The sequence below is a fragment of the Nostoc foliaceum FACHB-393 genome (assembly GCF_014698505.1).
GTDB classification, from domain to species: Bacteria; Cyanobacteriota; Cyanobacteriia; order Cyanobacteriales; family Nostocaceae; genus Nostoc; species Nostoc foliaceum_A.
In genome coordinates this window covers 331,301-350,453 of the sequence record NZ_JACJTD010000001.1, presented here as the reverse complement: position 1 = coordinate 350,453, position 19,153 = coordinate 331,301, and the positions used below count along the sequence as shown (strand labels likewise).

Genomic DNA, 19,153 nt, shown 5'->3' with positions numbered 1-19,153 from the left:
TTGCTTGTATCTATATATATAGGAACAAGACATTTTTCACTCCGTGTGTGCTTAGTAAATATTAACTTGGGCTAAAAGCGAATTATCTCAAAGTTTTTGCCCCTGAAAAGGTTAATTTATTTAAGGAATTATGACAGACACCGTGAATAAAATATTTTCATTATCAATCAATCAAAGAGAAATTTATATCGACCAAATGATGTGGTCGGAAGGTTCCCATCTGAATATCGGTGCAGTTGTCACGGTTCAGGGTGCTTTCGATATTGAAGTTTTCAATTATGCCATTAACAAAGTAATTCGCTGTCATCCAGGTTTGCGAACACGAATTTATGAATCTGAAGGTAAGCCTTTGCAGACAATTGCACCGCACCAAGATGCAAAGGTTACTTTAGTTGATTTTTCAAGTCATGAAAAGAGTGAAAAAGATGCCAAAGAGTATATAAATAGGCAATTTACCACGCCTTTTAGCTTTGGTGAAAATTCCCCACTAGTGGCTTTTGAACTAATTCGGATTAACAGCCAAAAACATATTATTTTTGCTAAATATCATCATGTTATCACTGATGGCTGGGGAACCTCTATTTTCTTTAGGGAAGTAATAAAAACTTACAATCAAATTATTAATCAAGGTACGGATAATCAAATAGAAAGAGATTGGTCTTTAATTGAATATCTTCAGGAAGAATCAGAGTATTTAGAATCAAAGAATTTTCAGCGCGATCGCGAATATTGGCAACAGCGCTTAAAGCAGGTTTCACCTAAGATTTTTCCTCAAATTAAACCCCAAAGATTGATGGGAAACCGTCAATCTATTTATATTTATCGTGAGCAGTATAACCGGGTTAACACTCTTTGCCAAAATATTCAATCAAATGTCTTTCATCTGATTTTGAGTTTAGTTACAATTTATTTAGCTAAACGCTATACCAAAAGTGATTTAGTTGTTGGTTTATCTCTTTTAAATCGCAATAAAAAAAGTTTTAAAGATGCCATTGGCTTATTTGTTAGCACCATTCCATTCCGGGTGGAAATCAATGGCAATAAAACAGTCCATGAACTTCTAGATCAAATCCGCTCTCTATTGCGGCAAGACTATCGCCATCAACGTTTTCCGTTAGGAGAATTAAAGCGAATTTCTGGCTTACAACCAAGCAGTAAAGACCATTTATTTGAAGTTTATCTTTCCTACGAAAGGCACGATTACAACGAATGTTTTGCTGATAGTCAAACAAGTTGTGTTCCTCTCTACAGCCATCAGCAAAAAATTCCACTAATTATCTATGTGCGAGAATATGAGGAAGATAGTGACATCAAAATTGATTTTGATTACAATCTTTCCTATTTAGATTCTGAGACAGTAGAACAGATAGTTACAAACTTCCAAAATCTGTTTGAGGAAGTCACAGAAAATTTAGAACAAACCATTTCTAGCCTGTCTATTGGATTACCGGAAGTAAGCGTTTCAGAGGATTTGGAAAACCTCTCTCCAAACCTCTCCCCTAGTAGGGGAGAGGCTTTGACTTTTCCCCCTTCCCTTGTAGGGAAGGGGGTTAGGGGGTTAGGTTTCGCGTTAACCACAGAAACACTCGTTTCTGCTTTTGATAGCACCGCCAACAAGTATTCTGAAAATATCGCAGTTAAATTTAACAAAATCACCCTTACCTACGCCGAACTTAATGCAAAGGCAAATCGCCTCGCTCATTATTTGCAAAGCCAAGGAGTGCAGCCAGGAACACGAGTAGGATTATGTTTAGAACGTTCAGAAAACGTCATTATTGCCATATTAGGAATCCTGAAAGCTGGTGCAGCCTATGTTCCCCTCGATCCTAATTCTCCCTCTGCACGTCTGCAATTAATTCTGCAAGATAGCGGGATTTTGGCACTCATTTCTGAAGACTCAGTTTTATCAGAATTGACTGACAAAGAAGTAGTAGCATTCACTCTCAAATCAATAGAAAAGGAACTTAGCAATCAACCAGATACATTACCACCAATTTACTTACAACCACAATTTCCAGCTTATATCATTTACACTAGTGGTTCCACTGGCACACCCAAAGGTTGCATTGTAACCCATGCTAACGCCATCCGGCTAATGCGTTCCACAGAAGCTTGGTTTGGTTTTAACGAACAAGATATTTGGACGCTGTTTCACTCCTTCGCCTTTGATTTTTCCGTTTGGGAATTGTGGGGAGCTTTGCTCTACGGTGGTAAAGTAATTATTGTTCCGTTCTGGTTAAGTAGATCACCGGAATCATTCCGCGAATTTCTCACCACAGAACGGGTAACTGTCCTCAATCAAACTCCTTCCGCCTTCAACCAACTGATTCGCGCCGACGAAGCCAGTGTGGGAAAACTGGCGTTGCGCTATGTTATCTTTGGCGGTGAAGCTTTGGATTTGCCAAGTCTGCGTCCCTGGCTAGAACGGTACGGGGATAAAAACCCGCGTTTAATTAATATGTACGGGATTACAGAAACCACCGTTCACGTTACCTATCGCCCCATTTCCCAGTCCGATCTTACCAAAAACCGTGCTAGTGTAATCGGTACAGAGATTCCCGACTTGCAGATATACCTGCTCGATGAAAAACTAGAACCCGTTGCTGATGGATTACCAGGAGAAATTTATGTAGCCGGTGCAGGGGTGACTGGCGGTTATTTAAATCGTCCCGCACTGACAGCAGAACGGTTTTTACCGAATCCTTTTGCAGAAGGACGAATTTACCGCAGTGGCGATTTAGCGCGGAGATTGCCTAACGGAGATTTAGAATATTTGGGAAGGATAGATAGACAAGTCAAAATTCGCGGTTTTCGGATTGAGTTGGGAGAAATCCAAACAGCGTTAACATCCCATTTTCAAGTTCGTGAAGCTTTGATTGTGACTGATGAATGGGAAGAAGAAAATAGGCTGGTTGCTTATTTTGTTCCAGGAGAATCCCATCCTAATATTAATGAACTGCGTCAGTATCTCAAAACCAAGCTGCCTGAGTATATGGTACCAGCAGCTTATGTGAGTTTAGAAGCCTTCCCTTTGACTGTTAATGGTAAAATTGATACCCAAGCATTACCTGCGACCGATTGGAACCTTTTAAGGGTAGAAGAAGATTATGTAGCTCCCCGCAATGCTGATGAAGAAAGCTTCTGTGCAATTGTAGCCGCAGTTCTCGGTCTGGAAAAAGTTGGGATTGACGATAATTTCTTTGAAATTGGCGGAGATTCGATTCTGGCTTTGCAAGTTATCGCTAAAGCTAAAAAAGCAGGTTTTGCAATTTCCGCTAGAGAACTTTATGAATTTGCAACTGTGCGTCAGTTGGCTGTAAGAAAATCAGTATTAACTACAACTAAGCTAAGTAAAACTATCGAGATTGACCTTTTGTCTGAAAGCGATCGCCAGCGCTTACCAAAAGATGTCGAAGATGCTTATCCCCTGTCTAGTTTACAGGGAGGAATGCTCTATCACAGTGAGATGCATCCTGACTCGGCAATTTTCCACCAAATTTTCACCTTTGATTTATGCCTCACCTATTCAGAAGCGGCTTGGAAAAATGCGATCGCTGATCTTTGTCGCGCGCATCCAGTATTGCGGACTTCTTTCCATTGGACAGGATACAGCACGCCGATTCAAATTGTTCACGCTCAAGTTGAATTACCTTTAACGGTTGTCGATTTGCGTAATTTGGGAGCGAATGCACCTCAGCAAGTCGCCAAATGGATTGAATCTGAAAAAACCTGCTCCTTTGATATTGCGAAACCTCCCTTATTCCGCTTCCAGATTCACCGACTCTCAGATGAACAACTCAGCTTCAGTTTCAGTTTTCATCACGTCATTCTGGATGGTTGGAGTGTCGCAACATTGCTCACGCAATTGTTACAACGTTATGTTCAGTATTTAGAAACCGCAAACGTTCCAGCGTTGACAGTTCCAGAGATTGCTTACAGAGATTTTATCGCTCAAGAACAACAAGCGATCGCTGACAAGCAACTGCAAGAATTTTGGCAAAAACATCTCAGCAACTTGGAAGTTAGCACCCTCCCGCGTCTGAATGTAGAGCATTCAATGTGTCTAAAACGCCAACTAAAACGCTTATCAGTCACCATTGACGAGCAGTTAGCTAATAGCCTCCGCAAAGTTGCCAAAAATGCCGGAGTTCCTCTGAAAACAGCGCTTTTAGCCGTGCATCTGCGCGTTCTCTCCTTTTTAACTGGACAAAATGAAGTCGTGACTGGTAATGTCATCAATGGACGACCCGAAACCCTCGACAGTCAAAATCTGTTAGGTTTGTTCGTCAATACAGTACCGTTGAGGATGAAATTGACATCCGGTAGTTGGTTAGAGTTAATCCAAGCCGTTTTCCGGGCTGAACGGGACATTCTCCCTTATCGGAATTTCCCATTAGCTGAGATGCAACGCCTGATTGATCAGCGTCCTTTATTTGAAGTGGGATTTAACTACGTCCATTTTCACGTATATGAAGGGCTGCTAAATCTACCCCAAGTTGAAGTTAAAAACGTTGATATTTTTGAAGAGACAGATTTTCCCTTTCTAGTAGAGTTTTGTCTGGTTCCAGGAAGTGCAGCCCTGCAATTAAATTTAATCTATGACGTGCAGCAGTTTGGCAACGCACAAATTGAGCAATATAGCAAGTATTATCAAACTGCCCTGACTGAACTCGCCACTCAACCACAAACACCATACCACAAGCGATCGCTCCTCTCTTCTGAAGAACGCCAAAGCTTACTGCAAGCTTCCAATCTCGACTCAGCCAATTATCTATCTGACCAAACCCTAGTTTTTGCCTTTGCTCAAGCGGTTTCCGAATATGCAGACAAAACCGCCCTCTGTTTCCAAGAAACTACTCTCAGTTTTGCGGAATTAGATACTCGTTCCAATCGCCTTGCACATTACTTAAAAAGCAGAGGTGTTAGGACAGAAACCCTTGTAGGACTTTGTTTAGAACGTTCTGAACATTTAGTAATAGCCATCCTAGCAATCCTCAAAGCGGGTGGCGCTTATGTTCCGATTGATACTAGTCATCCAAACGATCGCATAGAATTTCTCTTACAAGATAGTGGCGTTTCTCTACTCATCACCCAGCGTTCAGTCGTTCCTAAAATTCCCGCAGGTGATACCGAAATTATCATTCTCGAAGAGATAGCCACCCAACTAGAAAATCAAAGCCATGAGTCCTTAGCAGTCCAGATATTACCAGAGCATCCAGCCTATATAATTTATACAAGTGGTTCCACAGGCAAACCGAAAGGCTGTATTGTCACTCATGCCAACGTTATTCGCTTGCTCAAAGCCACTCAATCCTGGTTTGAATTTAACAGCGCAGATGTTTGGACGTTGTTTCACTCCTACGCCTTCGACTTCTCCGTTTGGGAAATGTGGGGAGCCTTGCTATATGGCGGTCAAGTAGTCGTAGTCCCCTATTGGACAAGTCGCTCGCCAAAGGACTTTTTCCAACTGCTCCAAAACCACAAAGTTACGGTATTAAATCAAACTCCATCAGCCTTCAAGCAATTAATCCAAGTAGCCACATCAGAGACACAAAAGCTACCTTTGCGTTACGTGATTTTCGGGGGAGAAGCCTTAGAACTACCAATCCTACAACTGTGGTTTGAGTTATATGGCGACGAAGAACCAAGATTAATTAATATGTATGGTATTACTGAAACCACCGTTCACGTCACCTATAGACCGATTACCCAAGCAGATGTAAACGCCAATCGAGGTAGCGTTATTGGTCAACCGATTCCCGATTTAAATCTCTATATCTTAGATGAGAATCTGGAACCAATGCCGATAGGAGTTCCTGGGGAAATCTACATTGGCGGTGCGGGAGTGACGCGGGGTTATCTGCATCAGCCTCGTTTGAGTGCAGAGAGATTTATTCCCGACCCCTACGCCAAAACTCCTGGTAGTCGTCTATATCGCAGTGGAGATTTAGCGCGTCGTCTACCGAATGGCGAACTAGAATATCTCGGGCGCGCCGACCAGCAAGTGAAAATACGCGGTTTTCGTATTGAACTAGGTGAAATTACTGCTGTCGTCAGCACTCACCCCCAAGTAAAAGAAGCCTTAGTCACCGTAGGGAAAGCTGCAAATGGAGATAATCGGCTAATTGCTTACTTTATCTCTAATACCGATTCAGACCTGAAAACCGTCTTACCAGAGTTTTTAAAGAGCAAATTACCAGACTATATGATTCCAGGGGTCTTTGTGCCACTAGAAGCCATTCCCTTAACAGTTAACGGCAAAGTCGACTACAAAGCTTTACCCGCACCCGATTGGAGTTGGACAAGTAAACCTTACATTTCACCTAGAAATGAGCAAGAAGCAACTATCTGTTCCCTGATAGCTAGTTTATTGCAAATAGAACAGGTAGGAATTACCGATGATTTCTTTGAAATTGGCGGAGATTCCCTGCTAGTTACCCAATTAGCCATCTGTTTGCGCCAAACCTATCAAACCGAGTTTCCCTTAACTCAATTATTCACCCATCGTACCCCAGAAGCGATCGCTCTTTTACTAGCAACTTCTCCATCTGTGCAAACAACCACCGATATTCCCAAAGCCTCGCGCCAACGCCGTTCTGTAAACTTAAGCGATGACGGCATATTAGTTAAAGGTAATGGGTAATAGACCAATCACCAAAACAAAGGAGCCTAAAAAACCATGAGTAACAACGAACACAACGACGAAACTATTTATCTTGTAGTAGTCAATCATGAAGAACAATATTCAATTTGGCCGAAATGGAAACAGGAACTGCCATTAGGATGGAAATCTGTAGGCAAAGAAGGCTCTAAAACTGAATGTTTAGCCTATATCGAAGAAGTATGGACAGATATGCGTCCTTTAAGTTTGCGTCAGGCGATGCAAGAAGCATCTGCTCATCCTGAATTGTAAAACTTAAGTTAGAGGATGTTTGAAAATTCGAAAAGTATACTAATAAAAACCCCGCTTCCATTCCTCTCTCCGAAAGGTCGAGAGACTTTGAAACCCCCCTTCTCTTATAGAAAAAGCAGGGTGGTTTCATACGAAAAAAGAAAAATACATAAGCCTTGATTTCTTGTTTTGTAGCATGGCTTTTTACCCCTCTCCAAACCTCTCCCCGAAACGGAGAGAGGCTTTGAAACCCAGTTTTAGTTTTTCTCTGGTTGTATGAAACCACCCTGCCTTCTCTTATAGAAAAAGGGGGCTAGGTTTTTAATATTTTGATGTGAGCAATAATACTTTTCAAACATCCTTTTAGAGGATGTTTGACTATGATTTTAATCACCCCCCTTAATCCCCCCTTGTAAAGGAGGGAAACCAGAAAATCCAGTCCCCTCCCCTTTATAAGGGGAGGGTTAGGAAGGGGTAAAAAATATTTAATACATCAATCACGACTTTTCAAACATCCTCTTAGAGATTGAGGACTAGAAGTTCGTAGTAAGGACTTTAGTCCTTATTTTCTAAGCACTAAAGTCCTTACTACAAACCCTCAAAACTAGCTTGACAAAGTACTAGAGACTGCGAAGAATCAAAACCACACCCAATTGCTCAATGACTAAAATTCCCAAAATAATCCATCAGATTTTTTTTCTGGGAGAAGCAGCCATACCAGAAAAATATCGTCGTTATCATCAAACAGTTTTGCAGCATCACCCAGAATGGGAACACCAATTTTGGGATGAAGCCAGAGCAAAGAAATTTATGGCAGATAATTATCCCTGGTTTCTGCCAATATTTGATGCTTATCCCCATAAAATTCAACGTTTTGATGCCATACGCTATTTTATCCTTCATCATTATGGAGGTTTCTATATTGATATGGATATTGAATGCCTCAAACCACTTGATGATTTATTAGCAGATTTTGAGCTTGTGCTTTCAAAATTAGTTTGCTTTAGTAATGCCATTATGGGCAGTGTTCCAGGACATCCTCTCTGGCTAAAAGTCTTCGAGGAATTACAAAAACGCAAAGATAATTCAGCCCAATATACCATGCCCTATTATGTAGGCTACAGCACCGGGCCTATCATGTTAAATGATTCCGTAGTAGCAAGTAAATTCCATGAAAGTCCCACAGTTCGTATATGTCCAGGATATATTTTTGAACCAGGTGCTCCAATGGAACTTAACGGCAAAATCTTCAAGAGCCAGCCTAGCTCAGAGACTTATACCATACACCACATGACTACTTCTTGGTTGCCTGCAAAACACCAGATAACCAGAGTTTTATTCGGTATGCTTTTAGAACCATACTGGTTCTTTCGCTCTTTCCTCAAAAGTACTGTCTAAATTTTTTGCCTGGGCTTGTTTATAAAATAAGCTTACTTCAAAAAGAGGCAAATACAATTAAACAATTCAAAACAGTGCTTATTATGTAATACCAATTCTCTTTAAACTTGCACTGAATAATTACTTAATATCTCTCTTACTTTGCGTATTTTGCGCCCTTTGCGGTTCGTTTAATAAAACTTACGTGCATCTTCATGGAGAATTAGTATCACTCTATTTACAAACTTTTTCCAACTTCCCTAGCAGCAGCAGCAATTAAGATATAGATTCTAATGTCTGTGAATCTTTCTGCTCACAAACATATCGCAGAATTTCATCTACCGCTCGCTTTACTCCGCCAGCCGCACGACAAGCGTCACCCAAACGACCACTATTTACTCGGAAGGAGCTATTATCAAAAATTTGCTGCGCCGTTTGTCGCAAGCCTTCTGAAGTTATATCTTCTAACATCATCATAATTCCTGCACCCTGCTCCTGAATGCGGCGGGAAATGATTTCTTGCTCATAAGTTTGTGGTACTGCAATCATTGGCACCGAATACCAGACAGCTTCCCGTGTTCCACCGCCTGCACCGTGCATAATAAATAGACTGGCACGCTCTAATATTTCTAATTGGGGAACAGTTCCCATAGGTCGAATGATAAAGTTTTCTGGGATATCTCCTAGAAGTGTGACATCCAAAGCTGCACTCAACACCATTACCACCTGAGCATCTGTGTTAGCAAAAGCCTCAATGCATTTATGGTAGAATCCCAAACCTGGGTCGTGAATATTCCCAAATGAAATCAGGATGAGCTTGGATGAATTCAATTTCTTCATTGGGAAATCATATTCTACTGCCCGCACGGGATTACAAGGGCCAACAAAATGAAAGCTTTCATCAAATTTATCGCTATAAGGTTGGAGTTCTAGGGGTAAATAACAAATGTTGAGAGGTTCAATATTAGTAAAAGTGTCAACAAATTTAATTGGAGGTACACCATAAGTTGCTCGTAACTCACGTTGATGTTGACGATAGTGCTTCATCCCACCAGCCGCCTCTTTTAACAATCGTGGTAGTTTCTTCCTCAGCCAAGGACATTCATAGAAACTTTCGGGAGTAAAAGCGGCTGTAGCAATGGAATTAACGGCAGGAATATTGAGCAACTGTGCCACTAGTCTTCCCCAGAGACAGAGAGAGTCGTGAATAATATAATCTGGCTTTTCTGCACGCACTGATTCTAAGAGTGCTGGTAGCATCTCACGAGTACACCAAGTTAGAGAAGGCACTAGAGACATTTCATTTTCAGATGGTGGCGCTGTCTCAGGATTGAGTTGAGGATAGCAACGAAAAGCAGCTCCAAAAGACTCGATTTCTTGTTGAAAATGGGGAACCTCGTAATAAATTACCTCTTCACCTCTCTTCATCAACTCCGTCACTAATCCAAAGGTTGGAATAACGTGCCCGGCAGCGGAAACGTTCATAAATATTACACGACTCATAGAAAATACCTGCTATTTTGACAAATTTAAAGATTAACAATGACCTGATGATATTTTTTGAGAGTAGGGCGATGACCAACACTAATAAAGGTTGTCTCTGTTTCTAGTAAAAGACTATAAAGATGTTCTTCGTTGTTAATATCTAAAGCACTAGTCGCTTCATCTAAAATTGCATATTTTGGTTTCGTAACTAAAAGCCGAGCAAAAGCTAATCTTTGCTGTTCCCCCAAAGAAAGAACATCACTCCAATCTTGCTCGACCTCAAAACCACCAAACCGTTCTGCTAAGTCTGACAGATTGACTCTGTGGAGAACTTGATGGAGTTCTTCATCACTCAAATCAACCTTGGCGTTAGGATAGATTAACTGCTCCCGAAGAGTCCCTAAAATCATGTAAGGACGCTGCGGTAAAAATAGCATTTCTTCTAATTCTGGACGAACAATCACACCTGTTCCCGAATTCCATAAACCAGCCAAGGCACGCAACAAAGAACTTTTACCACAACCGCTATCTCCCATAATTAGTAATCCCTGTCCTCTTTCCAGTGCTACAGAAAGGTTGCTAAATAAAGTTTTTTGATAATTGGGTGTTTCGACAGTCAGGTTTTCCAAGGCTAAACGGCTGTCTATAACTATATCAATAGTCCTAGAATTAGCTATTGCTTTACTTGGCTGTTTGAGATATTCATAAAATACGTATAAGCGATTAATTGAAGCAGCAAATTTAGTAAATTTTTCAAACTGATACATAATCAGATTCACAGAAAAAGCAACCTGTCCAAAGGCACCACCAGCTTCTGTGACTTTTCCCACCTCCGTCTCACCTGACAGAATTTGGTTTCCTAAAATCAATGCTGGTATGATCCAGGGGAGATAACCAAACTGATATTTAAATATGTTTAAATACACCTCTGACCATAATATCAATCGCTTAAAGTTATGAAAAACTGCATTAAATATAAGTTTAATTTTATTAGCTTCTTGAAGGATACCGTTATAGAAGGCAATAGACTCAGCATTCTCTCTGATACGGACTAAACCAAAGCGAAAATCAGCTTCTTTTTTTAGTTGTTCAAAATTCAGTTGCGTTAATTTTTTGCCATAGAACCCAATAGTTATGGCGTAAGCTAAAATAGAATAAACTACCAAAGCAATAACTAGATTTTTGGAAATAGACCAGAGAATGACACTAAAAGCAATTACTACAAAAATAGATTCCAGACAATTCACCAGCAGCTGAATAGATTGCTGGCAAAAATTGGCAACATCTTCAGAAATACGTTGGTCTGGGTTATCAATCTCTTTATGAGAGTTACTCAGATCATAAAAAGCGCGATTTTGGAAATATTGATTGAGTAAATGATGGGTCAACCATCGTCGCCAATAAATGCCGATTGTCTCTCGCAGAAAACCATAGCCAGAATTTAGGAAACCAAAGACGATTATTCCCCCGAAGGCAACTAGTATACCTTGCCAGAATTTAGTACTATTATGGGCGGAAAGGGCAGAAATTAAATCTCCCTGTATAGTATTTAAGAAAACCTTGACTTGAGTGGTAGCTAATAATAAAACTCCGAGAAGCACAAGTAAACCTATAGCACCTCGTTTTTCATTGCCTAACCAATAGAGTTGAGCGATCGCCCAAAACCGTTTAACCGCTTTCAAGCTGAATCGATTCATTTGTAGACTATATAAATTTTTCTAGTTCTGAGGATTTTCATAACTACGCCCTCTATTCATTGCGGTAGGGATTAATCAGAGACAGGTTCAAAAGAGAGTCTTATTGACGATCGCAATTTACCCCCTACTAGCGATCGCTAACTTTATCTATGTATATCTACTCCATGATCTAGAGTTTACGCACTTCGTCTTAGTTAAAATAAGTAGTACTTTCATTTCAACTCGACCAAGTATACATATAATACAGAACGACAACTAAATCATAATTTTATACATAAAAATGCGTATTTTCACATTTATTTGGTTAGGACAACTAATTTCTCTGATTGGCGTGTCTATGACCGGGTTTGCTCTAGATATCTCGGTATTTCAGCAAACTGGCTCTGCCACCCAATTTGCTTTCCTTACCCTGACTTGTACGATACCGCTCATCGTCATTTCGCCAATAGCAGGCACATTAGTCGATCGTTGGGATCGTCGCTGGATCATGATTATTAGTCATGCCTGTAAAGGACTATGTACCCTAATTCTGATACTACTAATCAGTATTGGTCAATTAGAGATTTGGCACATCTATCTCAGAAATATCATTACTTCCATCATCGGTGCTTTCCATACGCCTGCTTATAAAGCTTCCATTACCTCTTTGGTGCCTCAAGAGGATTTAGCACGGGTGAGCGGTATGATTCAATTGGGCATGGGCATTCAGCAAATCATTTCGCCTTTACTAGCAGGTATTTTACTGGCTATTGTTAAGCAAAAAGGCATTCTGATTATCGACTTCGCAACCTTACTGGTTGCCCTTGTTCCGCTTCTGTTGGTGCGATTCCCTGAGATCAGCCCGGTTACTGAAGCGAATGAGTCCACTCCGCCTGCCTCATTTTTGCGAGAAACACTCTACGGCTGGACTTATTTAACAGAGCGTCCGGGACTACTCAGCTTTGTGCTTCTGTTCACCATTTATCAATTCTTGGTCGGCTTCGTGAGTGTACTAAGCTTTCCCCTAATTCTTTCATTAACTACGCCAACTAGCTTAGGACAGATTGCATTTCTTAGCGGTCTTGGTATGTTCGTGGGAGCTATAGTGATGAGCACATGGAAGAATAGTTGGCAGAACTTAATCAGCCCTGTTCTAATCACTATGTCGGTAAGTGGGGTGTGCATTGCCCTTGCGGGTTTACGCCCTTCTATTATCCAAATTGCGATCGCTACTTTACTTTTCTTCCTGACTGCGCCTTTCATCAATGGCTCAGTGCAAGTTATTTTGCAGACAAAAGTTGCCGAGTCGGTACAGGGAAGAGTATTTGCATTAACCGGAGCAATGTGGGGGGCGGCTATACCGCTCGCTGCGATCGTTGCAGGCCCCCTAGCTGACTATGTTTTCGAGCCACTGATGGCTTTTGATGGAGTTTGGTCTCAAGTACTGGTTGGCCAAATAATTGGTTCTGGGCCTGGTCGGGGGATTGGACTATTGTTTGTAATTATCGGGTGTTTTATATTAATGACAGCATTTATTGGCTCCCAATACCCTGCCATCCGAGACTTGGAAGTTAATGTACCTGATTTTGAATCTTCAGCAGGCAATGTTACCCCCATGTAGGGATTAAAGAGACAATAAAACTTGCTCCTATTCTTGAGCTTTAATTGTCACCTGTAATAGTCGTCCTAAGACAAATGTGAATGGTGGAAGTTTAATTCGCATACCACCTTCCACAAGATGGAATACTCCCCCCGATGTAGCAATTAACATATCGACTCCGCAGAACTTGCCGTACCAATTAGGAATCTTTAAAGCCTCCTCAACTACTGGTGTAGACCCCAGGTTCATCGCCACAAAAAGCGGCTGTTCATCCTCTGCACCATGAATGAGTACACACCAGAGACCATTATTCCTAGAGCATAAGAGAGTGCGGTTTCCACTATGAATTAGTCTATTTTGAAACCTAATTTCGGCAAGCTGTCGAATTAGTAAAAAACTTGGGTGGTTTTTATTATATGGTTCAAAAATTTTGCGGTTAATCGGCCCAAATTCCCACACACAAGCAGGGTTATCAAACATATCTTCCCGCACATAGCAATCATGACCAATGCATTCACCTGTATCCTGGTGTTGATGTATCCCTAAAGCGCCAGAAAATTCTTGCTCTGTTCCTTGATAGATAGAAGGTATTTGCGGCCCCAAAATTAAGCAAGCAAGTGCAAAATATAACCGGACTCGCGCTTCATCCTGATTTCCTAGACAACTCAAGAAGTGATGGAAAATTCTACTTGTGTCTTGGTTATCGAGGAACATAATATTATTCCGCCAACCAGCATAATATGGATGCGATGGCTCTAGAAAACCACAAAAATAATCTGCCAAACCCCCTAGCCAATTACCATCAGCCAAAGAACGCTTGACAGCATAATAAGTCGGGTAGTCGATCAGATTTGAAAATTTCGCTCCATTGTAGGCAATTACTTCTTCGTGAGTACTACCAGCGTGTTCGGCTATTTGCAGAAACTGCTTTTTTCCAAGATAGGCAGCATACCTTGATATCTCTTCAACGCAAGGCTCCCAGAAATCAAGACCAACGTGACGTGCTGAATCGTATCGGAAGCCATCAATATCTGTTTCTGCAATCCAGTATTTTAGGTGTTGAATCAGTAATTCTCGGACGTAGCTTGTCTCTGTTCGCCAATCTTCTAAGAAGCCAAAGAGCCTTTGATTTACCATATCAGTGTATTCAGGCCCGTGAAAGAGTAATGTGTTACGGGCTTCTATAGGAAAAGGCATAACCGCAGAGCCATCACCTTGCACATACTTGAACTCTCCCCCTGGTGGCCCCCCATACTCTTGCCAGTTAATACTATCTGCAATATGGTTGTTAACAACGTCTAAAATGACAGCAATATCAGCTTCATGAGCAGTTTTCACCAGTTCACGCAGACACATAAGTGTACCCAAACGTGGATCAACCATCAATAGGTGGATAGGATGATAGCCATGATAGCCATCAGCAGCGTTGACATAGACAGGGCTGAGGATAATGGCTCGAATTCCTAATGACTTCAAGTATGTTATCTGCTCAATTACGCCCCGAATTGTTCCACCATGACTTGTATAGGGTGAAGTTGGATCATATTTGACTGCACTTAGACCAGTGTAGTTGCTGTCTGCACTGCGAGCAAATCGATCAATCATGATTGAGTAAAATAGACGTGCTTCCCAATCATCGGGACTAGATGTCATTGCAACCTTTGGTTTTAGTCCATATAAAGGCTGATTATCTACATAGCCCAGAAATACAGATGGGATTTCAGCCATTGAGCGGGGTGCTTCATCACAGACTAACAAAAAATGCGATCGCGTGCTTGTATGTTCATTACCAAATGTATCGACATAACCTAAACTGTAACGATATCCTCCCCCGCTACTCATAGGCGGTAGGATGGCTGAGAACATTTGGAAGCCATTTTCTATAACGCTTTCAGCTTGTGCCGTAATTCGATCTGAATCGGAATAACCTTGTCCATCATTCAATTCATAAACTATCTGGCCATAATCTGGATTTTTAAATAAGTGAATACCAAATCTGATGGAGATTTTTTCATCACTCTTAAATACCCAAGTATATGGTGCTGTGCTAGGGTCTAAATGTACTTCACAGTATTCGTCAAAATAACGCATAGAGCATTCCTACGAATTAAAAATGGTGAGTTAGCAAAAAAGTTAGCTCAGGTGATGGACTTATCTCTCAAAACATCTACTTCTGTCCCGCTTATTTGCCAATTCACCTTCCAGTTGAGCGAAAAATTCCAAAAAGTTACACCAACGATTGCTACTAATTTTGCAATGTATTCATTCATCTCGAATTTATAAAATAGCCAATTTACAATTAAACTATTAAAAATCAGTCCAAAAAAACAAATTAGGTTGAACTTGAAAAAACGTCGCAACCGCTTGTCTAATTGTTTCTGAACAGATACATCTCCAAAAGTCCATAGATCATTCCAGAGAAAATTATTAATGATTGCTATCTCTGTTGAAAGTATTGCACTTGGAGTTAACATCCAACCCAATAGAGTATGCAAAATATAGAATCCTCCTAAGTCTACAAATACACCACTTAAACCCACTATGGCGAAACAAATCAGCCTATTCACAACCAGCCAAGGAAGACTTAAACACAGCCGATTTATTAGAATATTAATCTGAAGACATTGATTCATTAGGCTTATAGGGTTTTATTTTTTACTACTTATATAGTGTCAAATTCTACTGTTTACGATTGCTCAATTTTCTCGAATTGCCATAAACCTCCAGGTGGTAGATTAAGCACTTTAACAATTTTCAAAGAATAGGTTTTATCTTGCTCCAGTTGATGAAATAAACTACTATTATTTTGCATAAATAAAATGTGACTAAATTTCGGAGGAATCAGCAACAGGCTATCATCTGCTACTGGAAGTAGGCTAACTTTTGGTGAATAACGGCTTAAGGTTAGGATTCCTCCCAAATTAATAGGAGAATCATTAATTACCAGTAAAGGTCTCTCTGATTCCTTAATCAATTGACCTGTTTCTCTGATAAATTGTCCATCCGATTGCGTCCACCAATTTCCAGCTTGAAAAAATCTGACATCAGAAATTAACCCAGCTATCAGCAATCCGACTAGTAGGGATTGAGAGATGTTTTTCTGCAACGTCTTTTCTTGGAAAATATGAAAAGCTAAAACATAGGCTACAATAATTTCTAGGCTGAGATATAAAGGCAATTGGTAGCGAACTTGGATAGAGCGAATTCCACCAGAGATTAGATCATATATTACTAACAATAGGCTGGTAAATCCTCCCATTAAAAAAATTAATAGGCTGGTTTTGTACTTGAGTATTTTTATGATGTAAAAAATCAAATAACCAATCAAACTTAAGCTGAATATTAATGCAGTAATACTATAAATTAGAGAACCTTCAAGAGTAAAACTATTAAATGTGAATATATCTGAAGTTAAATTAAGATCGAAAAATATTCGGGTAACTCGAATCAGAAAAATAGCGATTAGCTCAAAGGGATTATTTATCCATTTTACTGCCGATCCTGAAGTAAGCTCTAGTGCTGTCCTAGTGTGGGGGATGATCGCAATCAACCAAGGCAAAAATATTAAGAAGGCAGCAATACTAACAAGCAGATAATTGAGTAAGGTTTTCGTAAAGCGAAATTGTTGTTGAATAACTACATAAATACCATGACTGATCATTACCAAAACTGTGAATAAATGGGTGTATAATCCCAAGGGTAAGGTGAGGGTATACACAACCCAATTTACTTTATTTTCTTGTCTAATAGTTCGCAATAATGCAGCACTAGATAGTAAAATTTCTACCATCCACAAACTGTATTGACGGGCTTCTTGAGCAAAAAATAACTGCAAAGGAGAAACGGCAACCAATGCCATCGCTACCCATCCCACAACGGTCGACTCAAACAACTCTAAACACAGCCAATACACGCTGGGAAATATCAACATACTGATGAGTGCTGATAAACTCCTCATCCCAGTAGGTGAATCTCCAAATACTTGTGCCCACAATCTCACCATTACGTAATATAAGGGGGGATGCTGTGGGTCTGAGGTGATTAAGTAATTCACTGTATCAGCCACACCATGACCTGGATTAATATGTTGATATTTGTCGAAGATGGTAATAGGAATTGTGCCTTGATAATTAAAAACTTCCTGTTTTAGCCCGGCTACCGTGTGACCAGAAATCGCTACAGATGTCCAAGATTCATCACAACAGTATATTTTGTGTCCTAGATGAGCAAAGCGAAAGAAAATACCTAACCCGATCAGGATTATTACTAAGATTTTTAACCAAGTTGGAGGATTTACTTTTGCTAGTATTTGTAAATTGTCCATTTATTGCATATGTATCATTACCGAGAAAGTTGTTGTTAGCACCGGTTGGAGGGTCTTTTAATAGAAAGATGTCTCAATGATGCTAAAGCAGAATTTGGTTATCATGTACTAGCAACAGCTATTAAGGGACAGATGTTGCGGTTATGAAAACTTTAAAATAACGGATAGCTGGCTTTAATTATCTTTTTGTATACTTAAATATCTATAATTAGTTAATAAATTATCACCTGTTTTCCTTAATACAAAAAAGTCTATAAACTAGTAATTTAAATTGGATGTAAATAAAAGCAAAATACCTATGTTTATCCAGCTACCTTGGATGAGTTATTAATGTTCTTGGTCAAACGTATTTATTATCATCTTATTGTTTATTATTTCTCCATCACTAATTAATAATTCTTCATCCATTTCTTTCAATGCAAAATAATTGTATAAGCTGACTGACATGATTAAAACAAGTAGCCCTTCAAGAACCATCAAAAAACCGATTCCACGCCCTGAACCAGTTTCAATTACCCGCCCTACAGTACTAGCAAGTAGCCCATCATTAGATAGCATAGGTTCCAGAAATCCATCGGTTAGGGGACTGGCACTAAGATTACCAAAAGCCCCACCCAAGCCTGCCAAAGTGTAGAACAAGGAAAGAACACGTCCCTGGACATTTTGGGGGATGCTAGTTTGCAAAATTGTACTATTAGTACTTAGAATAATGGGCAAGGTAAAAAATGAAATAAAAATGCCCAAGGCGATGGTAGGAATAAAGGGTTTAATGCCAGTGATTAGTAGACCTATCCCATTTAATGCCGAAAATATAAATAGAGCAGAGATAGATTTTTTGCCTCCTCCCCAGATACTCATAAGGATACTGCCAGCAACCATTCCACAGCCGGCAATTGACATTACGCTCCCAAATGTTGTAGTTGAAGAGAAAGATAATATTAAGGGATTAATCAAGACAGAAGTCATGCCGTTCACAAAAAAATAAACTGTCATGAATGACAGTAGAATCAGCAAGAAAAAGCGAGAAGAAATGTTTTCCCAGCCATAAACAATATCATTGATGATGGTAGATATTCCCATTGTTGGCAGAATACTAGATTCTGGCTGAGGAATATGAATAAATAGTAGGGTTAACAATGCAATTAAATAAGTAGACAAATCAATCAGCAGCAAGCCCTGAAGTTGTACATTAGCAATGAGTAGACCTGCCAAGATTGGTGCAACCAGTTGTCCTAATGCTGTGCTGAACTGAATCAAGCCATTAGCTCTCCCCATCTGATTGCTAGGAACCATCAAAGGTAAAGCAGCACCTTTGGCAGTCATTTGAAAAGAACCGCAGACTGAGGTAAAAAATGCAGAAACATAAGTATGCCAAAGTTGCAGATTGCCAGTCAGTAATAGTACAGCAAGTGTGAGTGTGATTAAAGCCGCAGCTATTTCACTAAAAATAATTGTCCATTTTCGATTCCATCTATCTATTAATGCACCGGCAAAGGGAGTGATTAATACACCGGGCAAGGTTGTAAAAAATATAACTAGGCTAAGTTGTGTAACAGCATGAGTATTCTGATAAACCCAGATACCTAAACCAAATCCTGTTAGGCGATTTCCAATTTCAGACAGAGACTGCCCCAGCCAAAAGAGGGTAAAATTACGCAGTTCCCGAATTAGTTCAATTAGTTTAGTGACATACATATTTTATAAATTAGATGTATATTTTTTGGCTTGTAAGGTTTCAGGAGGTAAATTAACAAATGTTCTGAGGTTGAAAAAATTACTTATTATACCATTCTAATATA

At 40.0% G+C, this 19,153-nt stretch carries 10 protein-coding genes; 4 read left to right on the top strand and 6 right to left on the bottom strand.

Annotation, left to right across the window (positions count from 1 at the left end; translation table 11 throughout):
- Positions 1–130 precede the first annotated feature (130 nt).
- The 3 genes from H6G92_RS01395 to H6G92_RS01385 all read left to right on the top strand — a co-directional run bounded on the left by H6G92_RS01395 (position 131) and on the right by H6G92_RS01385 (position 8,290).
- On the top strand, positions 131–6,643 hold the full coding sequence (locus tag H6G92_RS01395; RefSeq protein WP_199344638.1) for a non-ribosomal peptide synthetase: 6,513 nt from the start codon (positions 131–133) through the stop codon (positions 6,641–6,643).
- A gap of 36 nt (positions 6,644–6,679) precedes the next feature.
- Positions 6,680–6,913, top strand: coding sequence for an MbtH family protein (locus tag H6G92_RS01390; RefSeq protein ID WP_190889957.1), 234 nt, complete (start codon positions 6,680–6,682; stop codon positions 6,911–6,913).
- 639 nt (positions 6,914–7,552) lie between these two features.
- Positions 7,553–8,290: a glycosyltransferase family 32 protein gene (locus H6G92_RS01385; protein WP_190889955.1), complete on the top strand. Its 738-nt coding sequence runs from the start codon at positions 7,553–7,555 to the stop codon at positions 8,288–8,290.
- A gap of 255 nt (positions 8,291–8,545) precedes the next feature.
- Here H6G92_RS01385 and H6G92_RS01380 read toward each other — a convergent pair whose 3' ends face one another.
- On the bottom strand, positions 8,546–9,772 hold the full coding sequence (locus H6G92_RS01380; protein ID WP_190889953.1) for a macrolide family glycosyltransferase: 1,227 nt from the start codon (positions 9,770–9,772) through the stop codon (positions 8,546–8,548).
- 26 nt (positions 9,773–9,798) lie between these two features.
- Positions 9,799–11,451 carry an ABC transporter ATP-binding protein/permease gene (locus H6G92_RS01375; RefSeq protein ID WP_190889951.1) on the bottom strand — a complete coding sequence of 551 codons (1,653 nt, stop codon included), beginning with the start codon at positions 11,449–11,451 and terminating at the stop codon, positions 9,799–9,801.
- Between the two features lie 280 nt (positions 11,452–11,731).
- Between H6G92_RS01375 and H6G92_RS01370 the strand changes: the two genes are divergently transcribed.
- Positions 11,732–13,051 (top strand): MFS transporter, encoded by a 1,320-nt coding sequence (locus H6G92_RS01370; protein ID WP_190889950.1) that lies wholly within the window; start codon positions 11,732–11,734, stop codon positions 13,049–13,051.
- Positions 13,052–13,078: 27 nt separating this feature from the next.
- Here H6G92_RS01370 and H6G92_RS01365 read toward each other — a convergent pair whose 3' ends face one another.
- The 4 genes from H6G92_RS01365 to H6G92_RS01350 all read right to left on the bottom strand — a co-directional run bounded on the left by H6G92_RS01365 (position 13,079) and on the right by H6G92_RS01350 (position 19,049).
- A complete protein-coding gene (locus tag H6G92_RS01365; RefSeq protein WP_190889949.1) occupies positions 13,079–15,121 on the bottom strand; it encodes an alpha-amylase family glycosyl hydrolase in 2,043 nt (680 codons plus the stop codon).
- Between the two features lie 47 nt (positions 15,122–15,168).
- Positions 15,169–15,597, bottom strand: a complete 429-nt coding sequence (locus tag H6G92_RS01360; protein WP_313889925.1) for a GtrA family protein — start codon at positions 15,595–15,597, stop codon at positions 15,169–15,171.
- A gap of 119 nt (positions 15,598–15,716) precedes the next feature.
- On the bottom strand, positions 15,717–17,354 hold the full coding sequence (locus tag H6G92_RS01355) for a glycosyltransferase family 39 protein (protein ID WP_190889947.1): 1,638 nt from the start codon (positions 17,352–17,354) through the stop codon (positions 15,717–15,719).
- Positions 17,355–17,681: 327 nt separating this feature from the next.
- Positions 17,682–19,049 (bottom strand): MFS transporter, encoded by a 1,368-nt coding sequence (locus H6G92_RS01350; protein ID WP_190889946.1) that lies wholly within the window; start codon positions 19,047–19,049, stop codon positions 17,682–17,684.
- Between the last annotated feature and the right edge of the window lie 104 nt (positions 19,050–19,153).